Raw genomic sequence first — 17,574 nt, 5'->3', positions numbered from 1 at the left:
CGCGGCCCGCGCGCGGCTCGGACGTCGCATCCGGTAAATGAAAAAACCCCAGGTCACGGCGAGTGAGTCCTGGGGTGATTCCGAGCCGCCTTCGGGATTCGAACCCGAGACCTACGCATTACGAGTGCGTTGCTCTGGCCAACTGAGCTAAGGCGGCACGCTGCGTTCACACCATGGTGCGGTCAGCAGCGACGCCAAGTCTACACAGTTCCCGGGGGTGCTTCGTACCACCATCTCCTGCGGCCCTCTCCGCAGGTCAGGAGCACTTCTTCCCGTCCTCGGGCGGGGTTCCCGCGAGCAGGTACGTGTTGATCGCCGTGTCGACGCAGTCACTGCCCCGGCCGTACGCGGTGTGCCCGTCGCCCTCATAGGTGAGGAGGGTGCCCGAGGAGAGCTGGGCCGCGAGGGACTTCGCCCACCTGTAGGGGGTGGCCGGGTCACGGGTGGTGCCGACCACGACGATCGGGGCGGCTCCCTCGGCCTCGGTGCGGTGGGCGGTGCCGGTGGGATCGACGGGCCAGGACGCGCAGTTCAGTGCGGCCCACGCGAAGCCCCTGCCGAAGACGGGGGACGCCTTCTCGAAGGCGGGCAGAGCCTTCTCGACGTCCGGCGGGCCGGAGAAGGCGGGGGCCAGGTCAAGGCAGTTCACGGCCGCGTTGGCGAACATGAGGTTCGCGTACTTTCCGCTGGGTCCGCGCTCGTAGTAGCTGTCGGCCAGGGCGAGGAGGCCGGATCCGTCACCGCGCCTCGCGCCGGCGAGGGCCTCGCGGAGCTGGGGCCAGGCGCCCTCGTCGTACATGGCCGCGATCACGCCCGTGGTCGCCAGGGACTCGCCCAGCTGCCGGGACTCTCCGGTCGCCACGGGCCGGGAGTCGAGGTCGTCGAAGAGCCTCTTCAAGGACTTCGCCGCCTCGTCCGTGGACTTCGTGCCGAGCGGGCAGTCCTGCCTCCGCACACAGTCGGCGGCGAACGACTGGAACGCCGTCTCGAAGCCTGCGGTCTGGTCGCGGTTGATGTCGACCGCGGAGAGCGAGGGGTCCATCGCCCCGTCGAGGACCAGCCGGCCCACCCGGTCCGGGAAGAGATCGGCGTAGGTCGCACCGAGGAAGGTGCCGTACGAGGCGCCCACGTAGTGCAGCTTCTCGTCGCCCAGCAGGGAGCGCAGGATGTCCATGTCGCGGGCCGTCTCCACCGTGGAGACGTGCGGGAGGACCTCACCGGAGCGCTTCTCGCAGCCCTGCGCGAACTTTTCGTACGCCGTCTTCAGCTCGGCGACCTCGCCGCTGTCGTCGGGGGTCTGGTCCACCTGGGTGTAGGCGTCCATCTCCTGGGCGGTGAGACAGGTGACGGGTTCACTGCCTGCGACCCCGCGCGGGTCGACGGCGACCATGTCGTACCGGGCGCGGACGGGAGCCGGGTAACCGATGGCCGCGTACCCCTGGAGATACTCGACGGCCGAACCACCGGGCCCGCCCGGATTCACCAGGAGGGAGCCGATCCGCTTGCCCGGGCCCGTGGCCTTCTTCCGGGAGACGGCCAGCTTCACGTCCCCGGCGTCGGGCCTGCCGTAGTCCAGCGGGGCTTTCATCGTGGCGCACTGGAAGCCCTCCACACCGCAGTCCCGCCAGCGCAGCTTCTGCCCGTAGTACGGCTCGAGGTCCTCGGATGCGGCCGAACCCGTCGCCGACGCGCTCGGCGCCGAACCGCCGCCGCTGCAGCCGGAGACGAGGAGGCCGGCCGTGCCGAGCGCGGTGGCGAAGGTGCGGAGCAGGCGCCTGGTATCCATCCCCGGAGCGTAGCCGCAGGGGGACGACTCGACCGATTCCCTGCTCGTACGGGTGAATTCCCACACCGCCCTGCCACCCCACGACGGGCGTCGGCCCGCCGACGGCCCGTACGGTCCGGCCCGAGGTCAGCCGGCCCGCAGGGCCATGGTCATCGCCTCGACCGCCAGCAGGGGCGCGACGTTGCGGTCGAGGGCGGTGCGGCAGGCGATCACCGCTTCTATCCGCCGCAGGGTGCGTTCGGGGGTGGACGACTCGGCGATCCGGTCGACGGCGTCGCGTACGTCGGTGTTGGCGAGGGCCAGCTGCGACCCCAGCTGCAGCGCCAGCACATCGCGGTAGAAACCGATGAGCTCCGTGAGCGCGAGATCGAGGCTGTCGCGCTGCGTACGCGTCTTGCGGCGCTTCTGCCTGTCCTCCAGCTCCTTCATGGCGCCGGCCGTGCCGCGCGGCATCCGGCCCCCGGCGACGCCGCCGAGCGCCGCCTTCATGTCCTCGGTCTCCTTGACGTCGACCTCTTCGGCGATCTGCCTGGCGTCGTCGGTGGCCGTGTCGATCAGCTCCTGAGCCGCCTTGAGGCAGCCACCCACGTCGTGGACGCGCAGCGGGAGCTTGAGCACGGCGGCACGCCGGGCGCGCGCCCGCTCGTCGGTGGCGAGGCGGCGGGCGCGGCCGATGTGGCCCTGGGTGGCCCGGGCGGCGGAGGCGGCGCGCTCCGGTTCGATGCCGTCACGGCGGATCAGGACGTCGGCGACGGCCTCGACGGACGGCGTACGCAGCGTGAGGTGGCGGCACCGGGAGCGGATGGTGGGCAGGACGTCCTCGAGCGAGGGCGCACACAGCAGCCACACCGTGCGGGGCGCGGGCTCCTCCACCGCCTTCAGCAGGACGTTGCCGGCGCCTTCGGTGAGGCGGTCGGCGTCCTCCATGACGATGACCTGCCAGCGTCCGACGGCCGGGGACAGCTGGGCGCGGCGGACCAGCTCCCGGGTCTCCTTGACGCCGATCGACAGCAGATCCGTGCGGATCACCTCGACGTCCGCGTGGGTCCCGATCAGGGCCGTGTGGCAGCCGTCGCAGAACCCGCAGCCCGGTGACCCGCCCAGGGCCCGGTCCGGGCTGGTGCACTGCAGCGCCGCGGCGAAGGCACGGGCGGCGGTGGACCGGCCGGAACCCGGCGGGCCGGTGAACAGCCAGGCGTGGGTCATCTTCGACCCCGGGGGCACCGAACCTCCCGAGGAATGCGCGGTGACCAGCGTGTCGGCGTCACGGGCGGCGGCAGCGAGCTGCTCCTGCACCCGGTCCTGTCCGACCAGGTCGTCCCATACGGTCACGGGCGACCGCCCTTCCGGTGGTGTGGTTCCGGGGAAAAGCCCGATTCCCATTGTGCGGGACGGGTCCGACAATCCCGGCCCTCCGGCCGCCCCGGCCGGAGGGCCCCCGGCGCCCCCGGGAGTCGCTCTCCGGTCAGCCGCGCGGGCGGCGGCCACCCCGGCCGCGGCCGGAGGTCCCCGGGTCTTCGTCCTCCGGGCCGCCGAAGAGTTCGTCGGCCAGTGTCGGCAGGTCGTCGAGCGGTGTCTCCTCGGCCCAGTCGGGCCGCGGGCGCTGCCGGCCGCCCGCACGGTCCTGCCCTGCCTGCGCCTCCTGGCCGACCTGGGGGAGTTCGCGCGTGCGCTCGTTCTCACCCTCCGCCTCACGCGCGGCGGGACGTCCGTCGCGGAAGGTGCCCGGCGGTACCCGGTCCGAGGGGCCTTCGTCCCGCACGGACGGCAGGACGGCCGTCTCGTCGGCGTCGCGCGGCTCCGGGCGGTCCGACGGACGGGTGAGGGGCACCGGCTGCGTGATCTCGTTCGGGTTCACGACCGGGGTGGGCACCGTCAGCTCGTTGTCCGGCACCGACGGCGAGGGCGCGGCGGACGGGGACTGCGAGGACGCCTCGGACCGCCGCGCGGCGGCCGCCGCGGCCTCGGCGCGGGCTGCCGCGTCCTCCTCCGCCCTGCGTCGCGCCTCCTCGGCGCGGATGAGCGCCTCCTCGGCCCTGCGCTGCTTCTCCAGACGGAGCTCCTCCGCCTCCTTGCGGAGCCTGGCCTCCTCCTGGGCCTGCTTCCGCAGTCGCTCCTGCTCGGCCTCGCGCACGCGCTCCTCGGCCTCGAGACGTGCCCGCTCCTCCTCGGCGCGGCGGCGGGCGTCCTCGGCGCGCTGCCGGGCCTCCTCCGCCTGCCGTTCGGCCTCGCGCCGGCGCGCCTCTTCCTCCTCGCGGCGCCTGCGCTCCTCCTCCTCGGCCCGGAGCTTGGCGAGCTGGGCCTGACGCTCGCGCTCCAGCCGCTCTTCCTCGGCCTTGCGGGCGGCTTCTTCCTCGGCCTTGCGCCGCGCCTCCTCCTCGGCCGCCCTGCGGGCCTCCTCCTGCGCCTTGATCTCGGCGTCGGAGAGGGGCAGGAGCTGGTCGAGCCGGTGCCGTACGGCGGTGGTGACCGCTTCGGGGTCCTGGCCGGCGTCCACCACCAGGTACCGGGACGGATCGGCAGCCGCGAGCGTGAGGAAGCCGGTTCGTACCCGGGTGTGGAATTCCGCGGGCTCCGACTCCAGCCGGTCGGGCGCCTCGGTGAAGCGTTCCCGAGCCGTCCCGGGGTCGACGTCCAGCAGCACCGTCAGGTGCGGGACGAGGCCGCTCGTCGCCCACCGCGAGATCCGGGCGATCTCGGTCGGGGAGAGGTCCCGGCCCGCGCCCTGATAGGCGACGGACGAGTCGATGTAACGGTCGGAGATGACGATCGCGCCGCGCTCCAGCGCCGGCCGGACGACCGAGTCGACGTGCTCGGCACGGTCGGCGGCGTACAGCAGGGCTTCGGCCCGGTTCGAGAGCCCGGCCGAGGACACGTCCAGCAGGATCGAACGCAGGCGTTTGCCGATGGGGGTCGCTCCCGGCTCGCGGGTGACGACGACCTCGTGGCCCTTGCCCCGGATCCACTCGGCGAGCGCGTCGACCTGGGTGGACTTGCCCGCCCCGTCGCCGCCCTCGAGGACGAGGAAGAAGCCGGTGGCGGCGGGCGCGACGGAGGGTTCGCCGCCGCGCAGGGCCTCGCGCAGGTCCCGGCGGAGCGGCACTCCGGAACGGTCGTCCGTCCTGGCGAGGACGATCACGGCGACGGGCAGCAGCAGGGCACCGATGAGCATGAGCGCGAAGGCCGCTCCGCCGTGGGCGAAGACGAAGTCGCCCGAACCGAGACGGTGCCGTCCGATGGCGGCGGCGAGCACCGGGCCCCCCACCGCGCCGAGTGCGATCAGCACCCGGACGACCGCCTGGAGGTGGTCCGCCGTCCTGCTCCGACGGGACGACTCGGTCTCCTGGTCGATGATCGTGTGCCCGATGCGGGCGGCGACACCGGCCGCGTACCCGGCGAGGAGCGCGATCATCAGGCCGGTCGCCGTGTCCGGCACCAGGCCGAGGGCGAGGAGCGCGATCCCGGTGACGGCGGTGGCGAGGGACAGCAGACGGCGCCGCGACAGGGTGGGCAGCACCTTGCCGGCGGTGCGGATGCCGACCGCGGTGCCCCCGGTGAGGGCGAGGACGAGGAGGGCGAAGGTGGCCGGCCCCCCGCCGAGGTCGGCCGCGTGCAGCACCGAGACGGCGGCTGCGGCGGCGACCGCTCCGGCGACCGCGGCGCACACGCCGACGACCAGCGGGAGGCTCCCGGTCCGTCCCTTGTCCGGACCCGTCGCGGTGGAGGGTCTGCGCAGCCCCTCCAGGGGGGAACGGGGGCGGGGCGTCGGAGTGCCGGGGAGTTCGAGGAAGTACAGGGTCGAGATCGACGCGGAGAAAAGGCCCGCGGCGACGTACGAGCCGAGTGCGGCCTGGTGGAAGGAGAACCAGTCCAGCCCCGAGCCGAGCAGTCCGCCGATGAGCGCGGCGACCAGGAGTATGACCGCGGCGGCGGGGATCGCCAGGAAGTTCGTGCGCAGGGACAGCCGGCGCAGTGCGTCGTGGTGGTCGGGCAGCGGGCGGACGGCGGCGCCCTCCGGCGGCGGGCCCGGAAGCAGGGCGGGAGCGGCGCTCTCCTTGGCCACCGTCCACAGGCGTTCGGCGGCACCGGCGACGAAGACGGTCACGAGGATCATCAGGAGCGCCTTGTCGGGCAGCCAGTCGATCCACAACGGCGCGATGACGAGCAGGGCCAGCCGCAGGCCGTCCGTCCCGATCATCAGCCAGCGCCGGTCCACGGGTCCGCCGGGCGCCGTGAGCGCGGTCAGCGGCCCCAGGAGTACGGCTCCGAAGAGCACGGTGGAGAGAATCCGGGCACCGAACACGGCGGCGACGGCGAAGGCCGCCCCGCGGTATCCGGCTCCGAACGAACCCTCCAGGACCGCCGCCTGCAGCGACAGCAGCACAAGCACGAGAAGGGCGAGTGCATCGCCCATACTGCCGACGAGCTGGGCGCTCCACAGCCGCCTGAGCTGGGGAACGCGCAACAATGCCCGCACGGCGCGCTCGCGTGAGTCTGCGGCAAGTGGGTCGGAGGTGGGGCTCACGACCAATGGCTGCTCGGCTCGCGTCATCCGCCCAGCCTATCGGGGACCGTACGGTGACCGGGGGGCGCGTCCGAACAAACGGCCGCCGGGCTTGCGAGAACAGGGCCGGTTACCCTCTGCGCGGACTCGCCGGCGCGCCCGGCTCCCCTGCGCGGCCGCCGGGCCCCGGCCCGACGGGGCGGACATCGGCCTGTACGCGGGTTCGGATTCGGGTGGCCCCGTGAACGGGGCCGGGGGCCGACCGGACCCCCGGCCGGCCCCCGCCCCTGGATGGAGCCTCGGTCAGTCCTCCGTGGGCGCGGCCGAGGCCGCCTTCTTCGCCGTCGTCTTCTTCGCCGCGGTCTTCTTCGTGGTGGTCTTCTTCGTGGCCGTCTTCTTCGCCGCCGTGGCCTTCTTGGCGGGCGCCTTCTTGGCCGGGGCCTTCTTCGCCGTCTTCTTCTTCGCGGGCCCCTTGGCCCGCTTCTCGGCGAGCAGCTCGTAGCCGCGCTCCGGCGTGATGGCCTCGACGCTGTCGTCGGTCCGCAGGGTCGCGTTCGTCTCGCCGTCGGTGACGTAGGCGCCGAACCGGCCGTCCTTCACGACCACCGGCGCCCCGCTCACCGGGTCGGTGCCCAGTTCCTTCAACGGCGGCTTGGCGGCCGCCCGGCCGCGCTGCTTCGGCTGGGCGTAGATCGCGAGGGCCTCCTCGAGCGTGATGTCGAAGAGCTGCTCCTCCGACGTCAGCGAACGCGAGTCCGTGCCCTTTTTGAGGTAGGGGCCGTAGCGGCCGTTCTGTGCGGTGATCTCGACGCCGTCGGCGTCCTCACCGACGACCCGCGGCAGGGACATCAGCTTGAGCGCGTCGGCCAGCGTCACCGTGTCCAGCGACATGGACTTGAAGAGCGACGCGGTCCGCGGCTTCACCGCGTTCTTGCCGGTCTTCGGCGTGCCCTCGGGCAGCACCTCGGTGACGTAGGGGCCGTAGCGCCCGTCCTTCGCGACGATCTGGTGCCCGGTGACCGGGTCCGCACCGAGCTCGAAGTCGCCGCTCGGCTTCGCCAGGAGCTCCTCGGCGTGCTCCACGGACAGCTCGTCGGGTGCCAGGTCCTCCGGCACGTCCGCACGCTGGTGGCCCTCGGAGTCCTTCTCGCCGCGCTCGATGTAGGGGCCGTACCTGCCGACCCGGAGCTTGATGCCGTTGCCGACGGGGAAGGAGGAGATCTCGCGTGCGTCGATCGCCCCGAGGTCGGTGACGAGCTCCTTCAGGCCACCGAGGTGGTCGCCGTCGCCGTTGCCCGCGTCGGAGGCCGTGCCCGCGCCGGCGGTGTCGTCGCCGGCGCCGAAGTAGAAGCGACGCAGCCACGGCACCGACTGGGCCTCGCCCCGGGCGATGCGGTCGAGGTCGTCCTCCATGCGCGCCGTGAAGTCGTAGTCGACGAGCCGGCCGAAGTGCTTCTCGAGGAGGTTGACCACGGCGAACGAGAGGAACGACGGCACGAGGGCCGTCCCCTTCTTGAACACGTAGCCGCGGTCCAGGATGGTCCCGATGATCGAGGCGTACGTCGACGGACGGCCGATCTCCCGCTCTTCGAGCTCCTTGACCAGCGAGGCCTCGGTGTAGCGGGCCGGCGGCTTGGTGGCGTGGCCGTCGACCGTGAGCTCGTCGGCGGTCAGCGCGTCGCCCTCGGCGACCTGCGGCAGGCGCCGCTCGCGGTCGTCGAGCTCGGCGTTCGGGTCGTCGGCGCCCTCGACGTACGCCTTCATGAAGCCGTGGAAGGTGATCGTCTTGCCGGACGCGGAGAATTCGGCGTCCCGGCCGTCGTTCGCCCGGCCACCGATCTTGACGGTGACGGAGTTGCCTACGGCGTCCTTCATCTGGGACGCGACGGTGCGCTTCCAGATCAGCTCGTACAGCCGGAACTGGTCGCCGGTGAGACCCGTCTCGGCCGGGGTGCGGAAGCGGTCGCCGGAGGGACGGATCGCCTCGTGCGCCTCCTGGGCGTTCTTGACCTTCCCGGCGTACGTGCGGGGCTTGTCGGGCAGGTAGTCGGCCCCGTACAGCTGCGTGACCTGGGCCCGGGCCGCGGAGACCGCGGTGTCCGAGAGGGTCGTGGAGTCCGTACGCATGTAGGTGATGAAGCCGTTCTCGTACAGCTTCTGCGCCACCTGCATCGTGGCCTTGGCGCCGAAGCCCAGCTTGCGGCTCGCCTCCTGCTGGAGGGTCGTCGTGCGGAACGGGGCGTACGGGGAGCGGCGGTAGGGCTTCGACTCGACCGAGCGGACCGCGAAGGAGGAGTCGGCGAGGGCGGCGGCCAGGGCGCGGGCGTTCGCCTCGTCCAGCTGCAGCGTCTGACCGGAGGAGGACTTGAGCTGCCCGTCCGGACCGAAGTCACGGCCCTGGGCGATACGGCGCCCGTCGACCGCACTGAGGCGGGCGGTGAGCGTCGAGGGGTCCGAGGCGTCACCGGTCCGGCCGGTGGCGAAGGTGCCGGTGAGGTCCCAGTACTCGGCGGAGCGGAAGGCGATGCGCTCGCGCTCCCGCTCGACGACGAGACGGGTCGCGACGGACTGGACACGGCCCGCGGAGAGCCGCGGCATGACCTTCTTCCACAGGACCGGCGAGACCTCGTAGCCGTACAGACGGTCGAGGATGCGGCGGGTTTCCTGGGCGTCGACCATGCGCTGGTTGAGCTCGCGCGGATTGGCGACGGCGGCCCGGATCGCGTCCTTGGTGATCTCGTGGAAGACCATCCGGTGGACCGGGACCTTGGGCTTGAGCACTTCCTGCAGATGCCACGCGATGGCTTCGCCCTCGCGGTCCTCATCGGTGGCGAGGAAGAGTTCGTCGGATTCGGCAAGAAGCTGCTTGAGCTTTCTGACCTGGGATTTCTTGTCGGCGTTGACGACGTAGACGGGCTGGAAGTCGTTCTCGACATCGACGCCGAGACGACGTACCTCGCCCGTGTACTCGTCCGGCACCTCGGCCGCGCCGTTCGGCAGGTCGCGGATGTGCCCGACGCTCGCCTCGACGACGTATCCGGGGCCGAGGTAGCCCTTGATCGTCTTCGCCTTGGCAGGCGACTCGACAATGACGAGTCGGCGGCCTGCGGTCTCGCTGGTCGGGGACAACTTCGCTCTTCTCTCCGGTCGGCACTCGTGGGGCATCCGGGCAGAGCTGTGGCGCTGCCCGCGGTGCTGTCGCTGCGGAGTGTGACGGTACAACCCGCCCCCGTGTCAAACGGCAAAAGCCCGCAACGGCCACTCGAACGGTAACCCGACTTCCGCCATTCCTGCCGCCCGGACCGCTCGGTCCGGGCTGCGCACCGCTTCCGCCTGCGCGTTTCGGGGCGGTGCCGGAGGGCCGGCGTCGTGGGTGTACGGCCGGTGATCGGCCCAGCTGGAGATGCGGGTCAGGCCCGCGTGAAGCACCACACGCCGAGGGCGAGGAAGAGCACCCCGAAGAGGGTGGCGAGAGCGGCGGAGGCGACGGGGCTCACACCGTGCGCGACCGGCGCGCGCTGGATGGTACGCGCCCCTGTCCAGACGAGGAGGGCGGCACCGAACAAGGCGAATGCCGTACCGGCGAAGACCGCTGTGACGCTCTCCATGTCCGTACCCCTCACACTCTCCGCGTCGGCCGCTGCCCGCACCGGACGCCCCTGGCCCACATCCGGCGCGGCCGTGCCGTCCGCCCCGCCGTCGCTGCGCCGTCCACGGGCTCGGGCGCGGCGCTCCTGTGTCCGCGCCGCTGACGTGTCCGTACTGCCGGCAGCAGGGAGACTGCCACGTCGCCGCATCACCGGAACGAACCGCGGGTGAACGGCTCGCAGCCGTGCCGGGAACGGCCCGGAGGAACGGGGGCGCCGAGGAGTGAACGCACCGCTGCGGCCCGCAAAGGCGCTGGTCGCAAGGGTGAGCGGGCCGGGCACGCGGGGACCCGCCGCCGGGGGCAGACGACGGACACCGCCTCGCGGCCCGTCGGCGGAGACGGTCCCGCGTCCGGCCCGGGCGGCGTGGGCGTGCCCACCGCCGCGCCCGGTGAGGCACCGGACGTCACTCCAGGGGCGCGCCACCTGCGGCCGGCTCCAGGAAGCCCTCCTCCACGAGGAGCCGGATCGCCTGCGGTGTGCGGTCGCGGAGCAGTACCGGGTCCTCGGCCATCAGCTGGGCGATGGCGTCGAGGATGCGGCCCGCGGGAAGCGATCCGTCGCACACGCCCGCGAAGCCCGCGCCGACGGCGTCGACCTTGGTGGCGCGGCACATCCCCCGGTTCTGACGCAGCACCACGTGCTCGGGATCCTCCGCGCCCGGCAGGCCGACCTGCTCCTGCACGACCTCTTCGGCGAGGGTGAAGTGCGCGGCCAGCAGCGCCGCGTCATCGTGCTCACGGAGATAGTCCTGGCGTGCGAAGTGGGCCTCCACGGCAGGTCCGAGAGGTTGTTCCACCGCGTGCGGCCACTCCTCGGCCACCACCGAGGGCTGCCCGGCCGCAGCGGCGGCGGACTTCCTCAGAGTGATCCAGCCGAAGCCCACCGCCTTGGTGTTCCGGGCCTCGAACTCGTCCAGCCAGGCCTCGTACCGCTCGGCGTAGACGGCGGGGTCCGTGCGGTGGTCGCCGCTGTCGCGCAGCCACAGCTCGGCGTACTGCGTGATGTCCTGCACCTCGCGCTGCACGATCCAGGCGTCGCAGCCGGGCGGCACCCAGCCGCGCACCCTGTCCTGCCAGTCCTCGCCCTCCACGTGCTGCCAGTTGGCGAGGAACTGCGCGTAGCCCCCCTCGTTCAGCCGGTCACCGGCCTGCTGCACCAGGGTCCGGCACAGGTCGTCGCCGCCCATGCCACCGTCGCGGTACGTCAGCCGGGCACCCGGCGAGATGACGAAGGGCGGATTGGAGACGATCAGGTCGTACGTCTGCGAGCCGACCGGTTCGAAGAGGGAGCCCTCACGCAGGTCGGCCGGAGCGGCGCCGGACAGGGCGAGGGTGAGCCGGGTGAAGTCCAGGGCCCGTGGGTTGACGTCCGTGGCCGTGACCCGGGTGGCGTGCTGGGCGGCGTGGAGCGCCTGGATACCGGAGCCCGTACCCAGATCGAGAGCGGAATCGACGGGCCTGCGTACGGTGATCCCGGCGAGCGTGGTGGACGCCCCGCCGACCCCGAGGACGACCCCTTCCTCGTGCGAGCCGATACCGCCGGCCCCTCCGACCGCGCAGCCGAGATCGGAGACGATGAACCAGTCCTGGCCCTCGGGCCCGCCGTACGGCCGGACGTCGACGGTGGCCCTGACCAGGTCTTCCTCACGCACCACCCAGCCGTCCTCCAGGCACTCCTCCAGAGGGAGCACGGCGGCGGCCCGGGCGGTCGGGACGGGGCGTTGCAGCAGGAACAACCGCACCAGCGTGTCGAGCGGTGAGCCGCCGCGTGTGGCCCGCAGCGCGGGGACGGTCTCGCTGCGGGCGAGCGCGGCGTAGGCGGACGCGCCGAGCCGCTCGAGGAGCCCGTCGGCGGTGAAGTCCGCGGCGATCAGGGCTTCGCGGAGCCGGGGGGTGCGGACGGATGCGGGGAGGCTGGTCGTACTCACCCCGCCATTGTCGCCGCTCCCGCCGACAACGGCAGCGGCCCGGACCTACGAGGGGGTGCCGGGCCGCCGCGGCCACCGCGGGGTGGCCACTTCCCGTCCTGCCCGGGAATCCGCGTTCGCCTGCGGCTCCCTGCCCCGCTCGCGCGTCCTTCCCCTCCACGACTCCCTCGCCGCTACGACTCCTTCGCCGCCGACGCCGAAGGAGAAGCGGACGTCGATGCCCCGCCGGGGGCCGAGGGTGCGGAAGCCGGGGGTGCGGAGGCCTTCGGCTTCTGGCAGCCCTTCTGCTTGGCCATCGCGGCACCGACCTCACCGGACTGGAGCTTCTTCAGCGCCTGGTCGCCGTTGGTGCTGATCTTGTTCAGTTCGTCGGCGACACCCTTGAGGCCGTCGGCGAACTTGGCCTGGTCCTTCGTGTCGAGCGCGTCGACCTTGGTCTTCAGATCGGCGTAGGCCGCCGAGGACGCGTTGAGCTCCTTCACGGCCTCCCGTTGCGTGGTCTCGCCGTCGTCCACGGGCGGTGCGCCCGCCGACTCGACAGCCGAACCCAGCGCCTTGTACGCCTGCGAGATCTGCTGGAAGGCAGCCGAGTCGGTCTGCTGGACGTCGGCGGGCTTGCTGTTGTCAGCCGTCTGCTGCTGGATCGCGGCATTGGCGTTCGCGATCTTCTGCAGTTGCGGCTGGACCTGGTCGCATACCTTCTTCGCCCAGTCGTTCACCTTGTTGTCGCTGTCGTCGCTGCAGCCCGACAGCGTCAGTACGAGTACCGCACCGCCGGACAGTGCGGCTGCAAGCTTCTTGTTCACCGGATTGGTCCCTTCCAAGGCTCTCGGCCCCGGAACTTACACGCCAAGTGGGCGGCATTCAGGCGCCAGGAATCCGATGTATATGCTTTTGCAGCCATTTGCACCAAGGGAAATGAGGGAGATACACCTCACCCCGGGAGTCGGACGCACGTGCGGGCGCATACCTGGTCCGAGGGCGTCATCACCGGCCGCTCTGACGGTGTGTGGTGCGGGCGCGACGTCAGAGTTTGCGACGCATAGGCGTGCTGATGTCGCGTCACTCGCCTGCCTCGCAGGTCGAGGCCGCGCCACACGGGCCGGGGGCGGGGCGCACCTCGCAGGCCGGGGTCGCGCCACACGGGCCGAGGCCGCGCCTCATGGACCGAGGTCTCGGCCCGAAAGCCCAGTTCGCCCGTGAGTGCCGACACGGATACGCATCGTGGCGTCCGGATCGATCCGATACGCCCACCCTCGGGTCGCCCCCCTCCGCCGTGCGGTCGCACACACCGCGCGCTTCCGGGCCCGCTCTCCGGGCAGACGACGCTCCTTCCGGCGCATGCCCCAGGCGCGTCCCGCCCCACCGCAGGCGCCTCAGGAAACGGCCGTCGGACCGGAGGACGGGGCAGGACGACCGCCACTGCCGTCGTCGCCTCCCGGGCCGCTCTCGTCACCCATGGCGATCCCGCGCCGCTTGGAGACGTAGACCGCGCCGACGATGACGACAGCGGCGAACACGGCCACCCCGGCCCGCACTCCCGCGCTCGCGGCGGCGCCGTAACTGAACTGCACCACGGCGGGGGCGATGAGCAGCGCAACGAGATTCATCACCTTCAGGAGCGGGTTGATCGCCGGGCCGGCCGTGTCCTTGAAGGGGTCGCCCACCGTGTCCCCGATGACCGTCGCGGCGTGCGCGTCACTCCCTTTGCCACCGTGACGGCCGTCCTCGACCAGCTTCTTGGCGTTGTCCCAGGCGCCACCGGAGTTGGCGAGAAACACGGCCATCAGCGTGCCGGTGGCGATCGCTCCGGCGAGATACGAGCCGAGCGCGCCCACCCCCAGGGAGAAGCCGACGGCGATCGGCGCCAGGACCGCGAGGAGCCCCGGCGTGGCCAGCTCCCGCAACGCGTCCTTGGTGCAGATGTCGACCACCCGGCCGTACTCAGGCTTCTCGGCGGAGTCCATGATCCCGGGATGTTCACGGAACTGCCGCCGCACTTCGTAGACCACCGCCCCTGCGGAACGCGATACGGCGTTGATGGCCAGCCCCGAGAAGAGGAAGACCACCGAGGCGCCGAGGACCAGGCCGACCAGGTTGTTCGGCTGGGAGATATCCAGGCTCAGCCCCACCTCCCCCGCCCGGGCGCCCACGTCCGCCACGGCTGTCGCGATGGCGTCGCGGTAGGAGCCGAAGAGCGCTGCCGCGGCCAGGACCGCCGTGGCGATCGCGATGCCCTTGGTGATGGCCTTGGTGGTGTTGCCCACCGCGTCCAGGCCGGTCAGCACCTGGGCCCCTGCGCCGGTGACGTCGCCCGACATCTCGGCGATCCCCTGGGCGTTGTCGGAGACCGGCCCGAACGTGTCCATCGCGACGATGACGCCGACCGTGGTCAGCAGGCCGGTCCCGGCCAAGGCCACCGCGAAGAGCGCCAGCGTGATCGACGTACCACCGAGCAGGAACGCCCCGTAGACGCCCAGGCCGATCAGCAGGGCCGCGTACACGGCCGACTCGAGCCCGAGGGAGATGCCCGCGAGGATGACGGTCGCCGGACCGGTCAGCGAGGACTTCCCGACGTCGCGGACGGGGCGCCGGCCGGTCTCCGTGAAGTAGCCGGTGAGCTGCTGGATCAGCGCGGCCACGACGATACCGATGGCGACGGCGACCAGGGCGAACACCCGGGGATCGCCTCGGTGCGAGGTGATGGCGCTGTCGGTGACTCCGTCCAGCCCGGCGTACGAGGAGGGCAGATAGACGAAGACCGCCACCGCCACCAGTGCGAGGGAGGTCACGGCGGAGACGAAGAAGCCCCGGTTGATGGCCGTCATGCCACTTCGGTCGGCGCGCCGGGGAGCGACCGCGAAGATACCGATCATCGCGGTGATCACTCCGATGGCCGGAACGATCAGCGGGAAGGCCAGGCCGGCGTCCCCGAAGGCGGCCCTGCCCAGGATGAGCGCGGCGACGAGCGTCACGGCGTACGACTCGAAGAGATCGGCGGCCATACCCGCACAGTCACCGACGTTGTCGCCCACGTTGTCGGCAATGGTTGCGGCGTTACGGGGATCGTCCTCCGGGATGCCCCGTTCCACCTTGCCCACCAGGTCGGCGCCCACGTCGGCGGCCTTCGTGAAAATGCCGCCCCCGACGCGCATGAACATGGCGATCAGCGCCGCACCCAGGCCGAACCCCTCCAGCACCTTGGGCGCGTCGGCGGCGTAGACGAGTACGACCACGGACGCACCGAACAGACCGAGGCCGACCGTGATCATGCCGACCACACCGCCGGTGCGGAAAGCGATCTTCATCGCCTTGTGCGAAACGGCGGTGAGATCCTTTTCCGGTTCCCCTTCCGCCGGGGTCGCCTCCCGCGCCGCAGCGGCCACACGCACATTGCTGCGGACGGCGAGACGCATGCCGATGTATCCCGTGGTTGCCGAGAAAAGGGCACCGACAAGGAAGAACAACGAACGCCCGGCGCGCTGCGCCCAGGTGTCGGCGGGGAGCAGGAGAAGAAGGAAGAACACCAGGACGGCGAAGACCCCGATCGTACGCAGCTGGCGGGCCAGATAAGCGTGAGCGCCCTCCTGGACGGCCGTGGCGATCTCCTTCATACGGTCGGTGCCCTCCCCTGCCGCCAGCACCTGACGTACCAGCAGACGGGCGACGACCAGCGCGGCAAGGGCGACGCCCGCGACGAGGACGACGATCAGGCGGTTGTCAGCGGTGAGTACCGCGGCTGCGAGTGAGGTGGACCGACCGGAAGGCACGGGAACCTGCGCCAGTTCTGCTACTCGGGTGTCGAGGAACTCCGCCATACGTCCTCCTTGACGCTGAGCGCCCAAGCCGTGGACGGATTACAGGGAGAAGAGTTCGACCAAAACAGTGAGTGGTCGACGAAATCGACTTCCGTCCACCCAATGGCAAATGATCGCTACGACTTTGCACCTGAATGCAGTAATGACCCGGTCGCGGGGCTTCGTACAATTCCTCAGCTGTTGCCCCCGAGAACCCGCCGAAGGAGACGCTGCGAAGCGGAGCCCCCTTTTCGAACACCTCTACGCGCCTCCCTCGGCGGAGGCGCGCTGCGGCAGAAGACGAAGAGCACGAAGAGCGAATAGGCCGCCCTGAGCAAGACGGGGCACAGGCCGGGAACAGCGGGAGGCCGTGGGCGGCGCGCAGTGCGGGGGCAGCGCGGCTGGTGAGGGAAGCGCAGGCGGCACACAGAGCACGGGCAGCAAGGCAAGCGAGAGAGGCGCAGGCGGCCCGCACAGCAGGGCAGCGCGCGGCAAGCCGGAGAGGCGCAGGCGGCGCACACAGCACGCGCAACGCGGCGGGAGAGATGCACGGGCAGTGCGGGCAGTTGCAGCGGGACTCCGCAGCAGAAGGCTGGGGCCGGTACGGGCGCGCCGGGGCAACCTCCGGCAGCGCGGCAAGCGAGAGAGGCACGGGCAGCCCACAGAGCACGGGCAGCGCGGGCAGTGAGGGGAGTTCCGGGCGACCTCAGCAGAGAACCGTGGCCAGTACGGGCGTGCCGGGCACCTCGGTCAGTGCGCAGAGCCTCAGCGGGCCTCGACAGGGCTAGGCGGGACTCGGCGGGACTCGGTGGGACTCAGTGGGACTCGGTGGGACAGGAACGAGACTCAGGACAGCGCGGTCGTCGCCGACATCGTCGGCCAGGTCATACGGATTACTTCGCCGTCCGCCCCCGAGCGCACCTCCATGTCGTCGACCAGGCCGCTGATGACGGCGAGGCCCATGTCGTCCTCGCTGTCGGCTTCGGCGTCGGCCTCCCCCACCCTGCCTGCACCGGTGGCTCCGGGCGGCAAGGAACCGCTTCCCGGGCCGGGAACCTGGTCGCCGACCTCGATGGAGAACGCTTTCTCCTCCTCGTTCAGCAAGACCGTGACCGGAGCGGTGATGTCATGGCTGCGATGCAGCCCGACGGCGCGGCTGCATGCCTCACCGACGGCCAGCCTGACCTCGTCGAGCACCGCCTCGTCCACGCCGGCCCTGCGTGCCACGGCGGCCGCCACGAGGCGGGCCGTCCTGACGTGCTCAGGCTGAGCGCTGAAGCGGAGTTCAACGGTTGGCATGCCATCCCCCTCGAACGTACGGGTGTGCATCTCAGGGGACCGGGCGAGCCGCCCGGTACCCCTGCTCTCGAAATCCTCCGGAGCCGACGAAGCCGACAGCCGACCCCTAGGGACGACCGCCTGCTCCTGACGGCACGTCTCGCCGTCTGCCGACCTGCCACGAACCGCCGACCGCGCAGCGGCCGGCCGGGTGCCGACGACTCAGTCGGTGGCCGCGACGGCCTCGTCAACCGTGGTGTGAATGGGAAACACCTTGGTCAGGACCGTGATCCGGAAAATCTTGAGGATGCGCTCCTGGTTGCACACCAGGCGCAGCGAGCCCTCATGGGCCCGGACACGCTTCAAGCCGCCCACCAGCACGCCGAGACCGGTGGAGTCGAGAAAATCGACACCTTCCATGTCGACAACCAGGTGGTAGCTGCCGTCATTCACCAACTCGACCAACTGCTCGCGCAGCTTGGGCGCGGTATACACATCAATCTCGCCACCGACCTCGACGACCGTACGGTCGCCACCAGGGCCGGACACATTGCGAGTCGACAGGGACAGGTCCACGGATCCTCCAGCACCTTGCTATCGAGCGGTCGCCCCTCGGTCTCCCCGGCGGAGGC

Annotated in this window: 10 protein-coding genes and 1 tRNA gene; all 11 read right to left on the bottom strand. The window is 71.4% G+C overall.

What is annotated here, in order from left to right; translation table 11 throughout:
* Positions 1-83: 83 nt before the first annotated feature.
* The 11 genes from BA175_RS15865 to BA175_RS15815 all read right to left on the bottom strand — a co-directional run bounded on the left by BA175_RS15865 (position 84) and on the right by BA175_RS15815 (position 17,518).
* Positions 84-157: transfer RNA gene (locus BA175_RS15865), tRNA-Thr, on the bottom strand.
* 99 nt (positions 158-256) lie between these two features.
* Entirely contained in the window at positions 257-1,786 is a 1,530-nt protein-coding gene (locus BA175_RS15860; RefSeq protein WP_069171908.1) for an alpha/beta hydrolase, read from the bottom strand.
* A gap of 126 nt (positions 1,787-1,912) precedes the next feature.
* Positions 1,913-3,118: a DNA polymerase III subunit delta' gene (locus tag BA175_RS15855; protein ID WP_069171907.1), complete on the bottom strand. Its 1,206-nt coding sequence runs from the start codon at positions 3,116-3,118 to the stop codon at positions 1,913-1,915.
* A gap of 133 nt (positions 3,119-3,251) precedes the next feature.
* Positions 3,252-6,338, bottom strand: a complete 3,087-nt coding sequence (tmk, locus tag BA175_RS15850) for a dTMP kinase (RefSeq protein ID WP_079159595.1) — start codon at positions 6,336-6,338, stop codon at positions 3,252-3,254.
* Between the two features lie 255 nt (positions 6,339-6,593).
* A complete protein-coding gene (gene topA, locus BA175_RS15845; RefSeq protein WP_069171906.1) occupies positions 6,594-9,419 on the bottom strand; it encodes a type I DNA topoisomerase in 2,826 nt (941 codons plus the stop codon).
* Between the two features lie 281 nt (positions 9,420-9,700).
* On the bottom strand, positions 9,701-9,898 hold the full coding sequence (locus tag BA175_RS15840; RefSeq protein ID WP_069171905.1) for a hypothetical protein: 198 nt from the start codon (positions 9,896-9,898) through the stop codon (positions 9,701-9,703).
* A gap of 445 nt (positions 9,899-10,343) precedes the next feature.
* Positions 10,344-11,867 carry a DUF7059 domain-containing protein gene (locus tag BA175_RS15835; RefSeq protein ID WP_069171904.1) on the bottom strand — a complete coding sequence of 508 codons (1,524 nt, stop codon included), beginning with the start codon at positions 11,865-11,867 and terminating at the stop codon, positions 10,344-10,346.
* A gap of 173 nt (positions 11,868-12,040) precedes the next feature.
* Positions 12,041-12,673, bottom strand: a complete 633-nt coding sequence (locus tag BA175_RS15830) for a small secreted protein (protein ID WP_069171903.1) — start codon at positions 12,671-12,673, stop codon at positions 12,041-12,043.
* Positions 12,674-13,243: 570 nt separating this feature from the next.
* The gene (locus BA175_RS15825; protein ID WP_069171902.1) at positions 13,244-15,685 is read right to left on the bottom strand and encodes a sodium-translocating pyrophosphatase; all 2,442 of its coding nucleotides are present in this window, start codon (positions 15,683-15,685) and stop codon (positions 13,244-13,246) included.
* An 825-nt stretch (positions 15,686-16,510) separates the two neighbouring features.
* Positions 16,511-16,963, bottom strand: coding sequence for an ATP-binding protein (locus BA175_RS15820; RefSeq protein WP_069172148.1), 453 nt, complete (start codon positions 16,961-16,963; stop codon positions 16,511-16,513).
* Between the two features lie 201 nt (positions 16,964-17,164).
* Positions 17,165-17,518, bottom strand: a complete 354-nt coding sequence (locus BA175_RS15815) for an STAS domain-containing protein (protein WP_069171901.1) — start codon at positions 17,516-17,518, stop codon at positions 17,165-17,167.
* Between the last annotated feature and the right edge of the window lie 56 nt (positions 17,519-17,574).

This window comes from Streptomyces griseus (assembly GCF_001715295.1).
GTDB lineage: Bacteria > Actinomycetota > Actinomycetes > Streptomycetales > Streptomycetaceae > Streptomyces > Streptomyces griseus_G.
This window is presented reverse-complemented; position numbering and strand designations above follow the sequence as displayed.

What these genes read in the sequence shown, in the direction of transcription:
- BA175_RS15860 (WP_069171908.1), bottom strand. Translation starts at nt 1,786, where the DNA reads ATGGATACCAGGCGCCTGCTCCGCACCTTCGCCACCGCGCTCGGCACG.
- tmk (WP_079159595.1), bottom strand. Translation starts at nt 6,338, where the DNA reads ATGACGCGAGCCGAGCAGCCATTGGTCGTGAGCCCCACCTCCGACCCA.
- BA175_RS15840 (WP_069171905.1), bottom strand. Translation starts at nt 9,898, where the DNA reads ATGGAGAGCGTCACAGCGGTCTTCGCCGGTACGGCATTCGCCTTGTTC.
- BA175_RS15825 (WP_069171902.1), bottom strand. Translation starts at nt 15,685, where the DNA reads ATGGCGGAGTTCCTCGACACCCGAGTAGCAGAACTGGCGCAGGTTCCC.
- BA175_RS15820 (WP_069172148.1), bottom strand. Translation starts at nt 16,963, where the DNA reads ATGCCAACCGTTGAACTCCGCTTCAGCGCTCAGCCTGAGCACGTCAGG.